General features: G+C 70.8%; 18 protein-coding genes. 12 read left to right on the top strand and 6 right to left on the bottom strand.

Annotation, left to right across the window (positions count from 1 at the left end; all coding sequences use genetic code 11):
* Positions 1-164 precede the first annotated feature (164 nt).
* From OIE67_RS40715 to OIE67_RS40705, 3 genes are all read right to left on the bottom strand, one after another.
* On the bottom strand, positions 165-1,106 hold the full coding sequence (locus OIE67_RS40715; RefSeq protein WP_043620860.1) for an NYN domain-containing protein: 942 nt from the start codon (positions 1,104-1,106) through the stop codon (positions 165-167).
* A gap of 107 nt (positions 1,107-1,213) precedes the next feature.
* Positions 1,214-1,414 (bottom strand): acyl-CoA carboxylase subunit epsilon, encoded by a 201-nt coding sequence (locus tag OIE67_RS40710; RefSeq protein WP_106236528.1) that lies wholly within the window; start codon positions 1,412-1,414, stop codon positions 1,214-1,216.
* Positions 1,411-2,997 carry an acyl-CoA carboxylase subunit beta gene (locus OIE67_RS40705; RefSeq protein ID WP_106236529.1) on the bottom strand — a complete coding sequence of 529 codons (1,587 nt, stop codon included), beginning with the start codon at positions 2,995-2,997 and terminating at the stop codon, positions 1,411-1,413. The genes OIE67_RS40710 and OIE67_RS40705 overlap by 4 nt, the downstream gene beginning before the upstream one ends.
* Before the next feature lie 36 nt (positions 2,998-3,033).
* On the opposite strand from OIE67_RS40705, the gene OIE67_RS40700 reads away from it, so the two are divergent.
* The 3 genes from OIE67_RS40700 to OIE67_RS40690 all read left to right on the top strand — a co-directional run bounded on the left by OIE67_RS40700 (position 3,034) and on the right by OIE67_RS40690 (position 8,076).
* Entirely contained in the window at positions 3,034-3,804 is a 771-nt protein-coding gene (locus OIE67_RS40700) for an ABC transporter ATP-binding protein (RefSeq protein ID WP_326630531.1), read from the top strand.
* A 25-nt stretch (positions 3,805-3,829) separates the two neighbouring features.
* Positions 3,830-5,386: a hypothetical protein gene (locus tag OIE67_RS40695; RefSeq protein WP_326630530.1), complete on the top strand. Its 1,557-nt coding sequence runs from the start codon at positions 3,830-3,832 to the stop codon at positions 5,384-5,386.
* A 68-nt stretch (positions 5,387-5,454) separates the two neighbouring features.
* Entirely contained in the window at positions 5,455-8,076 is a 2,622-nt protein-coding gene (locus tag OIE67_RS40690) for a phosphoenolpyruvate carboxylase (protein ID WP_106236534.1), read from the top strand.
* 46 nt (positions 8,077-8,122) lie between these two features.
* On the opposite strand, the gene OIE67_RS40685 is transcribed toward OIE67_RS40690, so the two are convergent.
* Positions 8,123-9,205 (bottom strand): epoxide hydrolase family protein, encoded by a 1,083-nt coding sequence (locus tag OIE67_RS40685; protein ID WP_326630527.1) that lies wholly within the window; start codon positions 9,203-9,205, stop codon positions 8,123-8,125.
* 83 nt (positions 9,206-9,288) lie between these two features.
* Positions 9,289-10,158 (bottom strand): formate dehydrogenase accessory sulfurtransferase FdhD, encoded by an 870-nt coding sequence (fdhD, locus tag OIE67_RS40680; RefSeq protein WP_326630525.1) that lies wholly within the window; start codon positions 10,156-10,158, stop codon positions 9,289-9,291.
* A gap of 61 nt (positions 10,159-10,219) precedes the next feature.
* On the opposite strand from fdhD, the gene OIE67_RS40675 reads away from it, so the two are divergent.
* From OIE67_RS40675 to bfr, 7 genes are all read left to right on the top strand, one after another.
* Positions 10,220-11,044 (top strand): biotin--[acetyl-CoA-carboxylase] ligase, encoded by an 825-nt coding sequence (locus OIE67_RS40675; protein ID WP_326630522.1) that lies wholly within the window; start codon positions 10,220-10,222, stop codon positions 11,042-11,044.
* Positions 11,045-11,171: 127 nt separating this feature from the next.
* Positions 11,172-11,684, top strand: coding sequence for a PH domain-containing protein (locus OIE67_RS40670; RefSeq protein ID WP_106236540.1), 513 nt, complete (start codon positions 11,172-11,174; stop codon positions 11,682-11,684).
* Between the two features lie 81 nt (positions 11,685-11,765).
* Positions 11,766-12,776 carry an adenylate/guanylate cyclase domain-containing protein gene (locus OIE67_RS40665; RefSeq protein WP_326630519.1) on the top strand — a complete coding sequence of 337 codons (1,011 nt, stop codon included), beginning with the start codon at positions 11,766-11,768 and terminating at the stop codon, positions 12,774-12,776.
* 15 nt (positions 12,777-12,791) lie between these two features.
* The gene (locus OIE67_RS40660) at positions 12,792-13,877 is read left to right on the top strand and encodes an S-(hydroxymethyl)mycothiol dehydrogenase (RefSeq protein WP_106236541.1); all 1,086 of its coding nucleotides are present in this window, start codon (positions 12,792-12,794) and stop codon (positions 13,875-13,877) included.
* Positions 13,877-14,497, top strand: a complete 621-nt coding sequence (locus tag OIE67_RS40655) for an MBL fold metallo-hydrolase (RefSeq protein WP_326630516.1) — start codon at positions 13,877-13,879, stop codon at positions 14,495-14,497. Before OIE67_RS40660 ends, OIE67_RS40655 begins: the two co-directional genes overlap by 1 nt.
* 115 nt (positions 14,498-14,612) lie before the next feature.
* Positions 14,613-14,789: a (2Fe-2S)-binding protein gene (locus tag OIE67_RS40650; RefSeq protein WP_103960892.1), complete on the top strand. Its 177-nt coding sequence runs from the start codon at positions 14,613-14,615 to the stop codon at positions 14,787-14,789.
* Between the two features lie 27 nt (positions 14,790-14,816).
* Positions 14,817-15,302, top strand: a complete 486-nt coding sequence (bfr, locus tag OIE67_RS40645; RefSeq protein ID WP_106236544.1) for a bacterioferritin — start codon at positions 14,817-14,819, stop codon at positions 15,300-15,302.
* Between the two features lie 81 nt (positions 15,303-15,383).
* Here bfr and OIE67_RS40640 read toward each other — a convergent pair whose 3' ends face one another.
* Positions 15,384-16,112: a GNAT family N-acetyltransferase gene (locus tag OIE67_RS40640; protein ID WP_326630511.1), complete on the bottom strand. Its 729-nt coding sequence runs from the start codon at positions 16,110-16,112 to the stop codon at positions 15,384-15,386.
* A 228-nt stretch (positions 16,113-16,340) separates the two neighbouring features.
* Between OIE67_RS40640 and OIE67_RS40635 the strand changes: the two genes are divergently transcribed.
* Entirely contained in the window at positions 16,341-17,009 is a 669-nt protein-coding gene (locus OIE67_RS40635; protein ID WP_043620820.1) for a response regulator transcription factor, read from the top strand.
* Entirely contained in the window at positions 17,010-18,287 is a 1,278-nt protein-coding gene (locus OIE67_RS40630) for an ATP-binding protein (RefSeq protein ID WP_106236548.1), read from the top strand.
* Positions 18,288-18,294 lie beyond the last annotated feature (7 nt).

The following is an 18,294-nucleotide window of genomic DNA, read 5'->3' as shown; positions in this document are numbered from 1 at the left end:
GCTTCCCGGAGGGACCGACTGGCGGAAATCGGACGTCACCGCCCAGGGCTTCCAGGCCCCCTGAACGACAGCCGGCTCAGGGCCGGTCGGGCCCTGGCCGTGCGCCGCGGGTCACGACTGTGGTCCGTGCGTCGCGGGTCAGGACCCGGGTCGTGCGCCGGGGGTCACTTCGACGAGACCCCCACCCCCAGGTCGAACTCCCGGTAGACCCGCGCCCAGAACCCGTCCCGCAGCCACACCCGAGCCTCAGGGTAGGGCCGCAGCGAATGCCCCAGCTCCTTCTCGGCCTCGATCAGCAGCTCGGTGTCGATGACGGTCGGCAGGATCGGGCCGGGCAGCAGGTCGCGGATGTTGTCGCGGCCGCGGGTGAGGATCCACTTCTGCGCCACGTGCTCGCCCACGTCTTCGACACGGGGCCGGCTGGGCCCGAGCTTGGCGACCTGGCCGGGCTTGGCGTGCGGTTTGACGGGCGCGCGGCCGGCGAAGACCTGCGCGGGCGACGGGGCGGCGGCGGGTGGGGTGACGGGGACGGGTTGCGGAGCACGGCTGAAAAAGGGCCTTAGGAAATCAGCGGTGATCACTTCGACGGTGTCGGACTCCCACACGAGGCGTTCCGCCTGGTTCGTGCCGTAAGGAGGTTCGACGCCCCAAAGGTGGATGCGCACACCGTACGCCTGCGCCGCCTCGACCGCCGGGACCATGTCCTCATCGCCCGCCAGCAGGATCGTGTCGGTCACCGCGTGGTGCCTGGCCAGCGCCTCCAGGTCGCTCCGGATCTGCGCGTCCACGCCTTTCTGCTGGCCGCGGGCGTTCAGGTTGCCGAGGCGCACCTTGACCCAGGGAAGCTGGGCGATCACCCGCTGGTCGACGGTCGGCACACGGTCACGGGCGGCGTCATACCAATAGATCCGCAGAAGTTCGCCAGATATACGTTCCTCTGCATGTTTCTGTAGACTCTGGATGAGCTCATCGGCGGCCACCCGATATTCCTTGCGTTCCTTCGCACCGAGCAGCACTTCACCCGCCGCCGCGTAGAGATAACCGACATCCACTAGGACGGCGTACTTGGCTGCCACAGGATGCGGCATGAGGTCTGGGATGGCCATGTCGTCCTCCAGGCCGCGGTGTTAGTTGATCGGCTGACTATATACGCCTACTTTCTCTAGATAGTCCCAACTCCCGGGGAACTTGACACCCGATTCGCAGGATCTATCTAGGGTAGAGCGCTCATCCGCCATGCCGACTTCCCTGGCACGACAGGCTTACGCATACCTCTAGCCGGGTTTCGCCACGTATGTCTTCGGGGGGCGGGAGGGGGTTCGGGCGCGGCGGGCCTCGTCGCCAGCACGGCGGTCAGCGCGGCGATCTCCTCGGGCGTGGCGTCGCCGCGGACAATACGCAGATGTGCCGTCACAGCGGGATGTTCCCATGCTTCTTGGGGGGCAGCGTGGCCCGCTTGTTCCGCAGCGCGCGCAGCGCCCTGACCACCTGGGGCCGGGTCTCGGACGGCCGGATCACCGCGTCCACGTAGCCGCGCTCCGCCGCGATGTACGGATTCGCCAGCGTGTCCTCGTACTCGGTCACGAGCCTGGCCCGCTCGGCGTCGGGTTCCTCGGAGGCGGCCAGTTCGCGCCGGTAGAGGATGTTGACCGCGCCCTGCGCGCCCATGACCGCGATCTGCGCGGTGGGCCAGGCCAGGTTGACGTCCGCGCCGAGGTGCTTGGAGCCCATGACGTCGTACGCGCCCCCGTACGCCTTACGGGTGATCACAGTGATCAACGGGACGGTGGCCTCGGCGTACGCGTAAAGGATCTTGGCCCCGCGGCGGATGATTCCGTTCCATTCCTGATCGGTGCCCGGCAGGAAACCCGGAACATCGACAAAAGTCAGGATCGGAATATTAAACGCATCACATGTTCGAATAAATCTGGCAGCCTTCTCGGATGCGTTGATATCCAGACATCCGGCGAAATGCATGGGCTGGTTGGCCACGACCCCCACCGGCTGGCCGTCCACCCGGCCGTACCCGACCACGATGTTCGGCGCGAACAGGGCGTGGACCTCCAGGAACTCCCCGTCGTCCAGCACGTGCTCGATCACCTGGTGCATGTCGTACGGCTGGTTGGCCGAGTCGGGGATCACCTCGTCGAGCTCGGGATCCGGCTCCAGGTCGGCGGCGGCCTCGAAGACCGGCGCCTCGTCCAGGTTGTTCGACGGCAGGTACGACAGCAGCGCCTTGACGTACTCCAGCGCGTCCGACTCGTCGGAAGCCTGGTAGTGGGCCACGCCCGACTTGGTGTTGTGCGCGTGCGCGCCGCCGAGCTCCTCGAACGTGACCTCCTCGCCGGTCACCGTCTTGATCACGTCGGGGCCCGTGATGAACATGTGGGACGTCTGGTCCACCATCACCACGAAGTCGGTCAGTGCGGGAGAGTAGACGTGGCCGCCGGCCGCGGCGCCCATGATGAGCGAGATCTGCGGGATGACGCCCGAGGCGTGCACGTTGCGCTTGAAGATCTCCGCGTACAGGCCGAGCGCGACCACGCCCTCCTGGATGCGGGCGCCGCCGCCCTCGTTGATGCCGATGATCGGGCAGCCGGTCTTGATCGCCAGGTCGAGCACTTTGACGATCTTCTCGCCGTACACCTCGCCGAGCGAGCCGCCGAACACCGTGACGTCCTGGGAGAAGACGCACACCTGCCGGCCGTCGATCGTGCCGTGCCCGGTGATGACGCCGTCGCCGTACGGCCGCCGCCGTTCGAGCCCGAACATCGTCGATCGGTGCCTGGCGAACGCGTCGAACTCCACGAACGAGCCTTCGTCCAGCAGCGCCAGCACCCGTTCCCTGGCCGTCATCTTGCCCCGGGCGTGCTGCTTGTCCACCGCGGCCGCCGAGCCCGCGTGCACGGCCTCGTCGACTCTCCGTTCGAGGTCGGCGATCTTCCCCGCGGTGGTGTGGATATCCGGTTCTTCTGGCATCGCCTCGGCAGCGCTCATGCGCGCAAGGCTAGTCCCTCCTCCTAGAGTGGATCCATGACGGATGCCGTTCGCACCCATGGGCTGTTCAAGCGCTACGGGCAGCAGATCGCCGTCGCGGAGGTGGACCTCGTCGTCCCCGCGGGAAGTTTCGCCGGTCTGGTCGGCCCCAACGGCGCGGGGAAGACGACCACGCTCAGCATGATCACCGGCCTGCTCCGGCCCGACGGAGGCACGGCCGAGGTCGACGGCCTGCACGTGTGGCGCGACCAGGTCGAGGTCAAGGCGCGCATCGGCGTGCTGCCCGAGGGGCTGCGGCTGTTCGAGCGGCTGTCGGGCCGCGAGTTACTGCTCTACAACGGCAGGCTGCGCGGCATCCCCAAGGCCGAGGTCGAGCAGCGCGCGGGCGAACTGCTGGCCGTGATGGACCTGACCGCCGCCGCCGACAAGCTCGTCATCGACTACTCCACCGGCATGCGCAAGAAGATCGGCCTGGCCGCCGCGCTGCTGCACAACCCGTCCGTGCTCTTCCTCGACGAGCCGTTCGAGGGCGTCGACCCCGTCAGCGCCAACACGCTGACGGAGGTGCTGCGGCGCTTCACCGCCTCCGGCTCCACCGTCATCTTCTCCAGCCACATCATGGACCTGGTCGAGCGGCTGTGCGACTGGGTGTCGGTGATGAGCGCCGGACAGATCGTGGCGCAGGGCCCGTTAGCGGACGTACGCGGCGGGCGCACCCTCAACCAGGCGTTCCTTGAGCTGGTCGGCGGCTCGTCCCAGGACGGTGAGACGGGCCTGACCTGGCTCGGCGCCAAGCCGCGGGCATGAGCGGCCGGCGAAGGGAGGCGGTCCGATGAACACGGTGGCGCTCTTCGCGCGGCTCAAGCTGCGCCTGCTGGCCGGCAACCTGCGCGGAGACCTCCAGCGCAAGCTCGGCTTCATCTTCACCCTCGTGGCCGCGACCTGCCTGGCCGCGGTCGGCTTCTTCCTCATGAGCCTGCTGCGCTTCGCGCCGCCCGACGTCGCCTCCGAACTGGCCGTCCTCGCCTTCTCCGTCTTCCTCATCGGCTGGATGACCGTGCCGCTGCTGGTGTTCGGCCTGGACGACACGCTCGACCCGGCGAAGCTGGCGCTGTTCCCGCTGCGCACGGGCCGGCTGGCCGTCGGCATGTTCACCGCGTCCGTCACCGGCGTGTGGCCGGCGGCCATGTTGATCGTCACGTTCGGCGCCCTGGTCGGGCTGGCGTCGAGCGCCGGGGGATGGCTGCTCGGGGTGCCGGCCGTGCTCGTGCAGTTCGCGCTCTGCGTGGTGGCTTCGCGGCTGATCACCACCTCGCTGTCCAGCGCGCTGCGCACCCGGCGCGGCCGTGACGTGCTGGCCGTGGCCGCGCTGCTCGTCGTGGTGCTCACCCAGCTGCCCAACCTGGTGCTGAACTCCGGCTTCGGCGATCCGGCGGCCCTGCTGCACCGGATGACGGACGTGCTGCGGTGGACCCCGCCGGGCATGCTGGCCCACGCCATAGCCGACGGCGGCCCGGCGGGGCTGGCCGAGATCGTGTTCGTGGCGCTGCTCGTGGCCGTGCTCGCCTGGCTGTGGATCAAGGCGCTGAACCGGGCGCTGGTCACGCCCGACGTCTCGACCCAGGCCGCCTCCGTGCGCAGGGAGCGGGGCCTGGCCGACCGGTTCCTGCCAGACGGGCCGCTGGCGGCGGTGGTGACCAAGGAGCTGAAGTACATCAGGCGCGAACCCCGTTCCCGCGTGGGCTGGTTCAGCGCCGCCGTGGTCACGCTCGTGCTGGCGTTCTCGATGCGGAACCTGGGCGTCGGAGCCGGCCTGCCCATCCTGCTGACGTCCGCGGGTGCGCTCATGATCGCGTTGCAGTCGGGCAACGCGTTCGGCATCGACGGCCGCTCCCTGTGGATGAACGCCGTCGCCTTCGGCAGCGAGCGCGGCCTGATCACCGACCTGGCCGGCCGTCACCTGGCCAACGCGATGATCGCCGTGCCGCTGCTGACCGTGGTCGGCGTGGCGGCCGGGCTGCTCACCGGCAGCCCCGGTTCGATCTTGCCGGCCGTGCTGGCCGGATGGGGCGCGCTCGGGATCGGGCTCGGGGTCGGCTCCGTGACGAGCGTGGTGCTCCCGTACACCGTGCCCGAGCGGATGAACGCCTTCACCGGCGCCGCGCCCGGCCAGGGCGGCGTGGCCGCCGCCTCCTCGCTGGGCGCCACGGCGGGCATCGCGCTGCTGATCCTGCCGTTCGTGGTGCCGCTGCTGTTCGGGTTGTACTGGGTGTGCGTGGCGGCGCCGTTCTACGGTCTGCTGGTCGAGACGCTGGGCCGCCGCCTGGCCGCCAAGATCGGCTTTCCCCGTACGCCCGAGCTGCTCATGGCCATCTCCAAGCCCACCTGACCAGTGGTCTAGTCCAATACCTGAGACCGGTCTACGGCGTCCCGAACCGACTGGATACCCTTCGAAACATGATTGACCAGGGGCTCGAGCGTCGCAGTGTCGCCGTAACCGAGATGCCGGACGAGCTACGCCACGATGTGCGGCTGCTCGGCAAACTGCTCGGCCAGGTGCTGGCCGAGCAGGGCGGAGACGACCTGCTGGCCGACGTCGAACGACTGCGCAAGGCCGTCATCGCCGCGCGCAGGGGTGAGATCTCGGCCGACGTGATCACCGAAATGGTCGCCGGATGGGAGATCGAGCGGGCCGTGGCCGTGGCCCGCGCGTTCACGTGCTACTTCCACCTGGCCAACCTCGCCGAGGAGCACTACCGCATCCGCACGCTGCGCGAGCGGGACGCCGAGGGCAGGGTGCAGCGCGAGTCGCTCGCGCACGCCGTGCACGAGCTGGGCCACGAGCGCGTCGGCGAGTTGCTGGCGGGCCTGGAGCTGCATCCGGTGCTCACGGCGCATCCCACGGAGGCGCGCAGGCGCGCCGTCGTCACCGCCATCCAGCGGATCAGCGGCCAGCTGACCGAGTACAACACCCCCGGCCGCGGGGCCTCCGAACGCGCCGAGAACAAGCGGCGCATGCTGGAGGAGATCGACCTGCTGTGGCGCACGGCCCAGCTCCGCTCGACCAAGCTGGACCCGCTCGACGAGGTTCGCACGGCGATGGCCGCCTTCGACGAGACGCTGTTCCGCATGGTGCCGCAGGTCTACCGCGCGCTGGACGCCGCACTCGACGAGGGCACCGGCACCCGGCCGCCGCTGGCCAGGCCCTTCATCCGCTACGGGAGCTGGATCGGCGGCGACCGCGACGGCAACCCCAACGTCACCTCCAAGGTCACCCGCGAGACGATCCAGATCCAGTCCGAGCATGTGCTGACCGCCCTGGAGACGGCCTGCACCCGCATCGCCCGCACGCTCACCGCCTCCGCCCAGTTCGCGCCCTGCTCGCCCGAGCTGACCGCGGCGCTGGCGGCGGCCGTCGACGCCCATCCCGACGTGGTCTCCGAGCTGGCCACCCGCTCGCCGCGCGAGCCGCACCGGCAGTGGCTGCTGTTCGTGGCCGCGCGCATCGCCGCCACCCGCCGCCGCGATCTCGACCTGGCCTACCGCTCGCCGGCCGAGCTGCTGGCCGAGCTGCGGCTGGCCCAGGAGTCGCTGTCCGCGTCCGCGCCGCGGCAGGCGTACGGGGAGCTGCAGCACCTCATGTGGCAGGTGGAGACGTTCGGCTTCCACCTGGCCGAGCTGGAGGTGCGCCAGCACTCTCAGGTGCACGCGGCCGCCCTGGAGGAGCTGCGGGCCGGCGGCGAGCTGTCCGAGCGCACCGAGGAGGTCCTGGCCACGATCCGGGTGATCGGCTGGATCCAGGAGCGCTTCGGCGTCACGGCCTGCTCCCGCTACGTGGTCTCCTTCACCCGCTCAGCCGACGACATCGCGGCCGTCTACGAGCTGGCTCGCCGCGCCCTCGGCGAGCGGGCCCCGACACTCGACGTGGTGCCACTCTTCGAGTCGGGTCAGGACCTGGCCAATTCGCCGGACGTGCTGACCGGCATGCTCGACATCCCGGAGATCCAGCGGCGCCTGGCCGACACCGACCGGCGCATGGAGATCATGCTCGGCTACTCCGACTCGGCCAAGGAACTCGGCCCGGCGGCGGCCACGCTGCGGCTGTACGAGGCGCAGGAGGCGCTGACCGCCTGGGCCGCCGAGCACGACGTCAAGCTGCGTATGTTCCACGGCAGGGGCGGCGCCCTGGGGCGGGGCGGCGGCCCGGCCAACCGCGCGGTGCTGGCCCAGGCCCCCGGCTCGGTCGCCGGCCGGTTCAAGGTGACCGAGCAGGGCGAGGTCATCTTCGCCCGCTACGGTCACATCGCCATCGCCCGCAGGCACCTGGAGCAGGTGGCCAACGCCGTCCTGCTGGCCTCCTCGCCCACGGTCGGCGCCCGCACCGCGACGGCGGCGGAGCGCTTCCGCGGCCTGGCCGAGCGGGTGGCCGGGGCCTCGGAGGAGGCGTACCGGGCGCTGACCGAGGCGCCGGGCTTTCCCGAGTGGTTCGGCCTGGTCAGCCCGCTGGAGGAGATCGGCACGCTGCGGCTCGGCTCCCGCCCGGCCCGGCGCGGCCTGGGCGCGCCCCGCTCCCTCGACGACCTGCGGGCCATCCCCTGGGTCTTCGCCTGGGCCCAGACCCGGGTCAACCTGCCCGGCTGGTACGGCCTCGGCACCGGCCTGGCCTCGGTCGGCTCGCTGGAGGAGCTGCGGGCGGCGTACGCGGAGTGGCCGCTGTTCAACGTGATGCTGGACAACGCGGAGATGTCGCTGGCCAAGACCGACCGCTCGATCGCCAAGCGCTATCTGGCCCTCGGGGGCAGGGAGGACTTCGCCCGCCAGGTGCTGGAGGAGTACGACCGCACCCGTGACCTGGTGCTCAGGGTCACCGGCCACACGCGGCTGCTGGAGAACCGCAAGGTCCTGTCGCGGGCCGTCCAGCTCCGCGACCCGTACGTGGACGCGCTCTCCCACCTCCAGCTGCGGGCCCTGCGCGCGCTGCGTACCGAGGACCTGTCGGAGCGGGAGCGCGACCGCATGTCCACGCTCCTGCTCCTGTCGGTCAACGGGGTGGCGGCGGGGTTGCAGAACACCGGCTGACCCCGCCGGGCGGGCGGCCCATGGCGCCCGCCGCCATGGGCCGCGATCAGCGCACACCGGCGAAGAAGGCGATGACGTTCGAGGTCAGCGCCTCGGTGGCGGTGTGCGCGGTGTAGTGGCCGTGGGCCGGGGCCGGCAGGGTCGTCCAGGAGACGATGTTCGCGTGGTCGCGCTCGGCGAAGCGGCGGATCGACTTGAAGTCGCCTTCGCCCATGGCCAGCGCGGTCGGCACCGTCGTGGGCTCCTTCGGCTGCTCGGCCTTGGCGTTCTCCCAGTACAGCCGCAGCGCCGAGCCGGCCGTGCCGGTGAACCAGTGGATGGCCGCGTTGAGCAGCACGAAGTCGTCGTCGAGGTCCTCGTCGAACAGCTGGGCCAGCCAGCCCACGAGCCCGGCGGGCGAGTCGGCGATGGCGTGCGCGAGCGTCTGCGGCTGCTGCGACTGAAGCACGTTGAAGCCGCCCTTCTCCTTCCAGAACCAGTCGAGCACGGCCAGCCCCGCCTGGTCCTCCTCGCTCAGGTCCGCGAACTCGGCCGGGTCGCCCGACGGGAACGAGAACAGCTGGGTGACGTGCACGCCGACGACGTGCTCCGCGTCGATCCTGCCCAGCTCGGGGGAGATCATCGAGCCGGCGTCGTTGCCTGCCGCGCCGTAGCGCTCGTAGCCGAGCCGCGCCATCAGCTCGGCCCACGCCCTGGCGATGCGCTGGTTGTTCCAGCCCAGCTCCCGCGTCGGCCCGGAGAAGCCGTAGCCGGGCAGCGACGGGATGACCAGGTGGAAGTGGCGGGACAGCGGCTCGACGGCGTTGAGGTATTCGGCGATCGAGCCGGGCCAGCCGTGGGTGAGGATCAGCGGGAGCGCGTCGGGGTTGTCGGAGCGGACGTGGATGAAGTGGATGTTCTGCCCGTCGACCTCGGTGGTGAACTGCGGGAAGGCGTTGAGCCTGGCCTCCTGCGCCCGCCAGTCGAACCCGTCGCGCCAGTGGCCGACCAGGCGCCTGACCCGCTCGACGGCCACGCCCTGGTCGGCGCCGGGGATCTCGTCGGTGAAGCGGGTGAGCGCGAGGCGGGCCTGGAGGTCGTCCAGCTCGGACTGCGGGATGTCGACGCGGAAGGGGGTGATGGCGCTCATGCGGAGCCTCCGGAAGTTGTGGATCGGAACGCTTTGTTCTGTTTCCAGAATAGCAGAACGGAATGCTTTATTCCACATTTTTCTCAGACGGAGACGCGCTCGGCGCCCGCGTACACGTTGCAGCGCTCGCCCCGCAGGAAGCCCACCAGCGTGACCCCGAACTCCCTGGCCAACTCCACCGCCAGCGACGACGGCGCCGACACCGCGCACACCACCGGCAGCCCCGCCGCCAGCGCCTTCTGCATGATCTCGTAGCTGGTCCGCCCGCTCACCATGAGCACGTGCTCGGCCAGCGGCAGCCGCCCGTCCAGCGCCGCCCAGCCGGCCAGCTTGTCGACCGCGTTGTGCCGGCCCACGTCCTCGCGCACCGCCACCAGCGTCCCCGAGGGGGAGAACAGCCCCGCCGCGTGCAGCCCGCCCGTCTTGCCGAACACCCCCTGGGCCGCGCGCAACGCCGGCGGCAGCCCGTACAGCAGGTCGGGGGAGAGCTTGAGCAGCCCTCTCGGCACGGGGGCGCACCGCTCGCGCAAGGAGTCCAGGCTCGCCGAGCCGCAGACGCCGCACGCGCTGGAGGTGAGGAAGTGACGGTCGAGCGCGGGCAGGTCGGGCACGGGCACGTGCAGGCGTACCGTCACCACGTTGTAGCGCGACTCCGGCGGCAGATCCGCGTCGGCGCAGTAGCCGATCGCGGCGATGTCGCCGGCCCGCACCAGGCCCTCGCCGTGCAGGAACCCCGCCGCCAGCTCGAAGTCGTGCCCCGGCGTGCGCATGGTGATCGCCACGGTCCTGCCCGCGCCGCCGGGCCCGGTCAGCCGGATCTCCAGCGGCTCCTCCGTGGCCAGGTCGTCGCGGCGGTCCCGGGCGGACAGGCCGGACAGCTGTCTCACCCGGACCCGGCTGGTCGGCCCCGGCCGCGCCGCCGCCCCGCCCCCGGGGACGTCACGCTCGCTCATCCGTCCATCTTGCCTGGTCGGCGTCGTCATGAGGGGTCACGCCATCCGCGAAGATGGGAGGATGCCCGACTCGCGATACTCCGACCTCGACCGTCCGCCGCTCTCACAGGCGTCGCTCAACCGGGCCCTGGTCCGGCCCGGCTCGTTGTGGACCGGCGTCACCGTGGTCGAGAGCACCGGCTCCACCAACGCCGACCTGGCCCAGGCCGCCAGGAGCGGAGCGCCCGCCGGCACGGTGCTGGTGGCGGAGGCGCAGCGGTCGGGCCGGGGCCGCCTGGGCCGCGCCTGGTCGGCGCCGCCCCGCTCGGGCCTGACCTTCTCCGTGCTGCTCAGACCGCAGGTGCCGGTCGCCGCGCAGAGCTGGCTCTCCCTCCTGTACGGCGTCTCCGCGGCCTCGGCGATCCGCCGCCTGGCCGAGGTGGACGTCGGCCTCAAGTGGCCCAACGACCTGCTGATCGGCGAGCGCAAGCTGGCCGGCATCCTGGCCGAGCGGGCCGACGACGCCGTCGTCATCGGCATGGGGCTCAACGTGACGCTCAAGACGAGTGAGCTCCCGGTCGCGACCGCCACGTCACTGGGCATCGAGCAGGCGGCCTGCCTCGACCGCGACCCGCTGCTGCGGGCGGTGCTGAGAGAGCTGGAGAGCCACTACCGCGAGTGGACGGAGGCCGGCGGCGACGCGGACGCGTCCGGGCTCCGCCCCGCCTACCTGGCCTCCAGCGCCACGATCGGGCGGCTGATCAGGGTGGAGCTGCCGGGGGACCGGTCGCTGACCGGGCTCGCGACCGGGATCGACGGCTCCGGGCACCTCCAGGTCGAGGTGGACGGCGAGCGCCACACGCTGAGCGCCGGCGACGTGGTCCACGTCCGTCCGGCCGACCTGTAGCCGTCCACGCCGACGACCTGAAGCTGTCCACGCCGACGACCTGAAGCTGTCCATGCCGGACGCCGGGAGTCGTCCGGTTGTGTCGTCGGCATAGCAGGCGGGCCGGGTTGGTGGCACGATTTGGGCCATGACCATTCCCGACCACCATCTGACGCAGGGTGAGCGGCGCGTCCGATCCTTCCACCCCCACTGGAAGCGACTGATCGTCCCCTTCATCGCGCTGGTCCTCATCGCCCTCGCCTCCGGTGCGGCGCTCTACTTCATCCCCGGCGACTTCGAGTACGCCTTCTACGCCAGGATCGCCGTCGTCGTCGTCGGGCTCATCCTGCTCACGATCTGGTCGTTCGTCCCCTACCTGAGGTGGAAGAACACCGGCTACGTGCTCACCACCCACCGCTTCACGATCAGCACGGGCGTGCTCAACAAGTCGACCGACGAGATCCCGATCACCAAGGTCAACACGGTGAGCTCCGACCAGACCTTCGCCGAGCGGCTGCTGGGCTGCGGCACGCTGACCGTCGAGTCGGCCGGCGACCGGGGCGAGATCGTGCTGCGCGACATCCCGCGCATCCAGGACGTCAGGACCGACCTGTTCCGGCTCGTGGAGGACGCCTCGGACGGCGAGCTCGATGGACGCTGACCTGACCGGCGGCAGGCGCTCGATGGGCGCCGACTCCTCGGGCCGCAGGTGCTCGACGGGCGCCGACTCGTCCGGCCGCAGGTGAACGAAGCGCGTCCCGGCCGTCCGAGCGCCGAGGAGATCGAGCGGCTGCTGCTCGGCCTGCCGCCGCGCTACACGCGGGCGGAGGTGGCCGCGGCGAGCGGCGTGCCGCAGCCGCTGGCCGAGCGCATCTGGCGCGCCCTCGGCTTCGCACAGCGGGCGGACGACGCGGTCGCGTTCACCGAGGGCGACGCCGACGCGCTGCGCCGGGTGCGCGGCATGCTCGACGCCGGCCTGCTCGACGAGCCGACGCTCATCCGGATGGCCCGCGCGCTCGGCCAGACCACGGCCAGGCTGGCACAGTGGCAGGCCGAGATCATGATGGGCACGCTGGCGCCCGAGCCGGAGCCGCAGCCCGGGCCGGAGCCGGAGGCTGAGCCGCCCGCGGACGCCGACCTGGACCGGGTGCTCGACACCGCGCGGAAACTGATGCCCGACTTCGAGCACGTGCTCGTGCACGTCTGGCGGGCCCAGCTGGCCGCCGCCGGCACCCGGCTGCTGGCCATCGCCGACGTGAGCGACGAGCCGGCCCCGGCCAGGGTGCCGATGGCGGTGGGCTTCGCCGACCTGGTGTCGTTCACCAGGCGCAGCCGCGAGCTGGACGAGAAGGCGCTGGCCGAGCTGGTCGAGGGGTTCGAGTCGCGGGCCTCCGACGTGGTGGCCACGCACGGCGCCAGGCTGGTCAAGACGCTGGGCGACGAGGTGCTGTTCACCGCGCCGGACCCGGCGCACGCGGCGGCCGTCGCGCTCGACCTGGCCGTCACCGACGACCTGCGCATCGGCCTGGCCTACGGCCCGGTGGTGCCGCTGATGGGCGACGTCTTCGGCACGACTGTCAACCTGGCGGCCAGGCTCACCGCCATCGCCAGGCCGGGCACCATCCTCGTGGACGCGGCCCTGGCCGAGGCCCTGACCGGCCACGGCGGTTACGAGCTGCGCAAGATCCGGCACCGTCCGGCCAGAGGACTCGGCGTGGTCCAGCCGTATGTCTTGCGGAGATCATCCCTCTGACACAAGATGGCTGGCATGCCGTACGAAGTGCAGGGCGTGGTCGCCCGGGGCAAGGGCCAGGAAGTTTCGCTCGAGACGGTCATCGTGCCGGATCCGGGTCCGGGCGAGGCGGTGGTCGACGTGCAGGCCTGCGGGGTCTGCCACACCGACCTCCACTACCGCGAGGGCGGGATCAGCGACGACTATCCGTTCCTGCTGGGCCATGAGGCGGCGGGCGTGGTCGAGGCGGTCGGCCCCGGCGTCACCGAGGTCGAGCCCGGCGACTTCGTCATCCTCAACTGGCGCGCGGTGTGCGGCCAGTGCCGGGCCTGCCTGCGCGGCCGCCCGTGGTACTGCTTCGCCACCCACAACGCCAAGCAGAAGATGACGCTCAAGGACGGCACCGAGCTGTCGCCCGCGCTCGGCATCGGCGCGTTCCTGGACAAGACGATCGTGGCGGCCGGCCAGTGCACGAAGGTCTCGGCCGAGGCGCCGGCCCAGGTGGCGGGGCTGCTCGGCTGCGGCGTGATGGCGGGTCTCGGCGCGGCGATCAACACCGGCGGGGTGACCCGCGGCGACAGCGTGGCGGTCATCGGCTGCGGCGGCGTCGGCGACGCGGCCATCCTCGGCTCCTCGCTGGCCGGCGCGGCCCGGATCATCGCGGTCGACGTCGACGATCGCAAGCTGGAGTGGGCCAAGGAGTTCGGCGCCACCCACACGGTCAACTCGCGCGAGAACGACCCGGTCGAGGCCATCCGCGACCTGACCGGCGGCAACGGCGCCGACGTGGTCGTCGAGGCGGTGGGCCGGCCGGAGACGTACGAGCAGGCGTTCTACGCCCGTGACCTGGCCGGTACGGTCGTGCTGGTCGGCGTGCCGACCCCGGAGATGCGCATCGACCTGCCGCTGCTCGACGTGTTCGGCCGCGGCGGCGCGCTCAAGTCCTCCTGGTACGGCGACTGCCTGCCCAGCCGCGACTTCCCCATGCTCATCGACCTGTTCCTGCAGAACCGGCTGCCGCTGGACAAGTTCGTCTCCGAGACGATCGCGCTCGACGGGGTCGAGGAGGCGTTCGCCAAGATGCACCGCGGCGAGGTGCTGCGCTCGGTGGTGGTCTTCTGATGATCGACCGGGTCATCACCAAGGGCACGTTCTCGCTGGACGGCGGCACGTGGGAGGTCGACAACAACGTCTGGGTGGTCGGCGACGCGCGTGAGGTGGTCGTCATCGACGCCGCCCACGACGCCGCCCCGATCGCCGAGCGGGTGGGCGGCCGCGCGGTCAGGGCCATCCTGTGCACCCACGCGCACAACGACCACGTCAACGCCGCCGCCGACCTGGCCCGGCTGACCGGGGCGCCGATCCGGCTGCACCCGGACGACCAGGTGCTGTGGGAGCAGGTGTACGGCCCCGAGGTGTCGTACGAGCCGCTGGCCGACGGCGAGAAGCTGGTGGCCGGCGGGAACGCGCTGGAGATCCTGCACACGCCGGGCCACTCGCCGGGCGCGGTCTGCGTGTCCGCGCCCGAGCTCGGGGTCCTGTTCAGCGGCGACACGCTGTTCAAGGGCGGGCCCGGGGCGACCGGGCGTTCCTACAGCTCGTTCGAGACCATCATCGACTCGATCAGGCAGCGGCTGCTGACCCTGCCGGCCGAGACGGTCGTGCACACCGGTCACGGCGACTCGACCTCGATCGGCGCCGAGGCTCCTCACCTGGAGGAATGGATCGCCAGGGGGCACTGACAGCCGGGGAAGGCGACTGTGACACAGTCAACATAGGCAAGCCTAACCAAAGTGAGGTACCTTAGGCGTGCCTAACCTAACGGCACCTTCCCCTGCTTGAAAGGCCTGTCCCCGGATGTACGTCTGCGTTTGTCGTGCTGTGACCGAGAATGAGGTGCACGACTGCATCGCCTCCGGGGCGACGAGCGCGAAGCAGATTCGCGACACTACAGGTGCTGGTGGTGACTGTGCCCGTTGTGTACGGAAGATCTGTGCGATCCTGAAACGGTCGGAAGAACTGACGACCGCATAGCCGGATAGCGATGAGGAGCCCGTTTCCATGCAGGGCGACAAGCAGATCATCGAATTGCTCAACGAGCAGCTGACCGCGGAGCTCACCGCGATCAACCAATATTTCCTGCACGCCAAGATGCAGGAGAACTGGGGCTACACTAAGCTGGCCGAGCACACCCGCGACGAGTCCATCGAGGAGATGCGGCACGCGGAACGCCTCACCGACCGCATCCTCTTCCTTGAGGGCCTGCCCAACTACCAGCGGCTGGGCACGCTGCACATCGGCCAGACCGTCGAGGAGCAGTTGCGGGCCGACCTCGAAGTGGAGATGTCGGTGGTGGAGCGGCTGCGGCCGGCGATCCAGCTGATGCGCGAGAAGGGTGACATCACCTCCGCGAACATCTTCGAGGACATCCTGCGGGACGAGGAAGAGCACATCGACTACCTGGAGACGGAGCTGGGGCTGATCCGCAGCCTCGGCGAGCAGCTCTACCTGGCCCGCTACGCCGAGCCCCGCTCCAGCGGCGACTGACACCCGCTCCCGCCCCGGCCGTCGCCGGCCACCGTCTCATCGGCCCTGGCGGCGGGTCGTTCCGGCTCGCGTGCCCCGGCCTCAGACCAGGGCGGCGGCAAGGTCGCGGACACTGAGCTGCTCGCCGTGCCGGCGGAAACCGAGCGCCGCGGCGACCCGGCGCGACGCGGCCGGCCGGGCCCGCCACTGCGGCAGCAGCCCGTCCGCCAGCGCGTCCGCCACCGCCGCCGAGGCCACCGCGCGGGCCAGCCCGCGCCCCCGGTGCGGGTCCGCCGTCAGGACGCAGAGGTGCGCCGCCGTCTCCACCCACGTCCGGTACGCCGACGCCGCCACGACCCGCGACCCGTCGCGGAGCACGTACACCGGCGACTCGGTCCGCTCCAGCCCGGACTCCACCGCGTCCGCCTCGGGGACCGACGCCAGCAACGCTTCGACGTCGCCGTGCCCGGACGGCAGGCGCTCCACCTCCACGCCGGCCGGCCGGAAGTCCGTCTCGTCCAGGTAGGCGAGCTCCGCGGGGCCCAGCACCTCACCCACCGCCAGCCGGGAGAGCCCGGCCCCGGCCCTGGCCCCGTCGCCGTCGCCGAGCAGGGCGAGCAGCCGTTCGCGTACCCCGTTCACCAGATCGGGGCGCGGCACGACGGCCAGGATCGCGCCGTCGAGCTCGACCATCCCGCTCCAGCCCGGCGGGCACAGCGACGACTCGGGCGAGACCACCACGCCGGCGTCACCGGGCCCGGGGAAGCCGGCCGGTGAGCCGGCGAGGCGGGACCACATCTCACGCGCGCGATCGGCGGCGGGCAAGGACATTTCCCCATGATCGCACCATGCCGCGACGGCGACGCGCCGAGGGGGTGGATTGAGTCATTTCATCGGTGGGCATGATCACCCGATGAATTCCGCCCCCAAAGCAGCGGTGCTTTAATCACGACCTACTGTATTTTAGCTGTGTTTGCCCAGGTCAATGGATAGGTCAACGACGAGTCAAACCGCGCGCTGCGCCCGGGAAACGATCGCCTAAGGTCCTACGATCGCTTTATGACCTGCGTACTTCTCGCCGAGGATGACACCTCGATATCCGAGCCACTCGCGCGTGCGCTGCGCCGCGAGGGCTATCAGGTTGAGGTGAGTCCCGATGGCCCGCAGGCCCTGGAAAGGGCACTGTCGGGCGGCATCGACCTCATCGTTCTCGACCTAGGCCTGCCGGAGATGGACGGGCTGGAGGTCGCGCGCCGGATCCGCGCCGAAGGGCACGGCACTCCGGTGCTCATCCTCACCGCCCGCGTCGACGAGGTGGACACCGTCGTCGGCCTCGACGCCGGCGCCGACGACTACGTGACCAAACCGTTCCGGCTGGCCGAACTGCTCGCCCGGGTACGCGCGCTGCTGCGCCGCGGCACGTCCGAGACCCCGGTCGTCCAGGGAGTGCGCATCGACGCGGACTCCCGGCGCGCCTGGATGGGGGAGAAGGAGCTGCACCTGACCACCAAGGAGTTCGACCTGCTGCGCGTCCTCGTCCGAGACGCGGGCAAGGTCGTCACCCGCGAGCAGATCATGCGCGAGGTGTGGGACACCAACTGGTGGGGTTCCACCAAGACCCTCGACATGCACATCTCCTGGCTACGCCGCAAGCTCGGCGACGACGCGGCCAAGCCGCGCTACATCACGACCGTCCGGGGGGTCGGCTTCCGGTTCGAGCGCGAGTAGATGCGCCGCCGACTGCTCTCCTCCACCCTGGTCGTCGCGGTCATCGCGGTCCTGCTGCTGGGGGTCCCCCTGGGCGTCGTCGTCAGCCGCCTGATCGTCGATGAGGCGGCTCAGGAGCTCGGGGCGGAAGCCAAGCGTCTCGTGGGAGAGGTGGAGTACGCCCGCGTCCAGGAGACGCCGCTCGATCCCCAGCAACTGGAGCAGAAGTACCCGGGCAGATTCATCCAGATCTGGGAACGCGGAACCCCCCTGAGGGTGACCGTCGTCGGCGACCCCCCGCCGTCCGGTCACCTGATGACCGAGGACGCCCAGACCAACACCGGGGTCTACGTACGGATCAGCCGCGACCAGGATCAGGTCGAGCAGGACGTACGGGCCCGGCTGCTGCTCATCGTGGCCCTGGCCGTCGCCGCCCTGGCGGTGGCCGTGAGCCTGGCCGTCGTGCAGTCACGCCGGCTGACCCTTCCTCTCCAGGACCTGGCCAAGATCGCCGATCGGCTGGGCTCTGGGGACGCGCGGCCGAGCAAACACCGCTACGGCATCCCCGAGCTGGACCGCGTGGCCCAGGTGCTCGACCGCAGCGCCACCCGCATCTCCGACCTGCTCACGCGTGAGAGGGAGTTCGCCACCGACGCCTCCCACCAGCTCCGTACCCCCTTGACCGGGCTCACCATGCGGCTGGAGGAGATCGTCGCCGCCTCCGACGAGCCCGAGGTCGTACGCGAGGAGGGCGAGGCGGCGATCGTCCAGGCGGAGCGGCTGACGGCCGTGATCGACGAGCTGCTGGCCGCGGCCCGCCGCCAGCGCCACGCCCAGGCCGAACCGGTCGCCATCGACGAGGTGCTCGACCAGCAGATCACCGAATGGGCGCCGGTCTTCCGCGACGCGGGCCGCGGGCTCCACCTCGAAGGCGCCCGCGACCTGAAGGCGATGGCCACCACGGGCGGCTTCGGCCAGGTGATCGCCTCGCTGCTGGAGAACTCCCTGCGGCACGGCGGCGGCGACGTCACCGTCACGAGCAGCTGCGGCGACAACTACGTGGTGATCGAGGTGGCGGACCAGGGGCCCGGCATCTCCGACGAGATCGCCCCGAAGATCTTCGAGCGCAACGTCAGCGGTGGTGGAGGCACCGGACTGGGGTTGACGCTGGCCCGCGCGCTGGCCGCCGCCGACGGCGGCCGGCTGGAGCTCGTACGCCGCCGCCCGGCGACGTTCGCCATCTTCCTGCGACCGGCGGAGGACGACAACAGGAACCGGGTGGTCAGCGGCCCGGCGTGAGGGGGCG

The sequence above is a fragment of the Nonomuraea fuscirosea genome, assembly GCF_035917475.1.
Taxonomy (GTDB): Bacteria; Actinomycetota; Actinomycetes; order Streptosporangiales; family Streptosporangiaceae; genus Nonomuraea; species Nonomuraea fuscirosea.
The sequence above is the reverse complement of the archived record's forward strand: the minus strand, read 5'-3'. Positions and strand labels throughout refer to the sequence as shown.

What these genes read in the sequence shown, in the direction of transcription:
- OIE67_RS40705 (WP_106236529.1), bottom strand. Translation starts at nt 2,997, where the DNA reads ATGAGCGCTGCCGAGGCGATGCCAGAAGAACCGGATATCCACACCACC.
- fdhD (WP_326630525.1), bottom strand. Translation starts at nt 10,158, where the DNA reads ATGAGCGAGCGTGACGTCCCCGGGGGCGGGGCGGCGGCGCGGCCGGGG.
- OIE67_RS40685 (WP_326630527.1), bottom strand. Translation starts at nt 9,205, where the DNA reads ATGAGCGCCATCACCCCCTTCCGCGTCGACATCCCGCAGTCCGAGCTG.
- bfr (WP_106236544.1), top strand. Translation starts at nt 14,817, where the DNA reads ATGCAGGGCGACAAGCAGATCATCGAATTGCTCAACGAGCAGCTGACC.
- OIE67_RS40635 (WP_043620820.1), top strand. Translation starts at nt 16,341, where the DNA reads ATGACCTGCGTACTTCTCGCCGAGGATGACACCTCGATATCCGAGCCA.
- OIE67_RS40670 (WP_106236540.1), top strand. Translation starts at nt 11,172, where the DNA reads ATGACCATTCCCGACCACCATCTGACGCAGGGTGAGCGGCGCGTCCGA.
- OIE67_RS40700 (WP_326630531.1), top strand. Translation starts at nt 3,034, where the DNA reads ATGACGGATGCCGTTCGCACCCATGGGCTGTTCAAGCGCTACGGGCAG.
- OIE67_RS40630 (WP_106236548.1), top strand. Translation starts at nt 17,010, where the DNA reads ATGCGCCGCCGACTGCTCTCCTCCACCCTGGTCGTCGCGGTCATCGCG.
- OIE67_RS40660 (WP_106236541.1), top strand. Translation starts at nt 12,792, where the DNA reads ATGCCGTACGAAGTGCAGGGCGTGGTCGCCCGGGGCAAGGGCCAGGAA.
- OIE67_RS40690 (WP_106236534.1), top strand. Translation starts at nt 5,455, where the DNA reads ATGATTGACCAGGGGCTCGAGCGTCGCAGTGTCGCCGTAACCGAGATG.
- OIE67_RS40695 (WP_326630530.1), top strand. Translation starts at nt 3,830, where the DNA reads ATGAACACGGTGGCGCTCTTCGCGCGGCTCAAGCTGCGCCTGCTGGCC.
- OIE67_RS40675 (WP_326630522.1), top strand. Translation starts at nt 10,220, where the DNA reads ATGCCCGACTCGCGATACTCCGACCTCGACCGTCCGCCGCTCTCACAG.
- OIE67_RS40650 (WP_103960892.1), top strand. Translation starts at nt 14,613, where the DNA reads ATGTACGTCTGCGTTTGTCGTGCTGTGACCGAGAATGAGGTGCACGAC.
- OIE67_RS40655 (WP_326630516.1), top strand. Translation starts at nt 13,877, where the DNA reads ATGATCGACCGGGTCATCACCAAGGGCACGTTCTCGCTGGACGGCGGC.
- OIE67_RS40640 (WP_326630511.1), bottom strand. Translation starts at nt 16,112, where the DNA reads ATGTCCTTGCCCGCCGCCGATCGCGCGCGTGAGATGTGGTCCCGCCTC.
- OIE67_RS40715 (WP_043620860.1), bottom strand. Translation starts at nt 1,106, where the DNA reads ATGGCCATCCCAGACCTCATGCCGCATCCTGTGGCAGCCAAGTACGCC.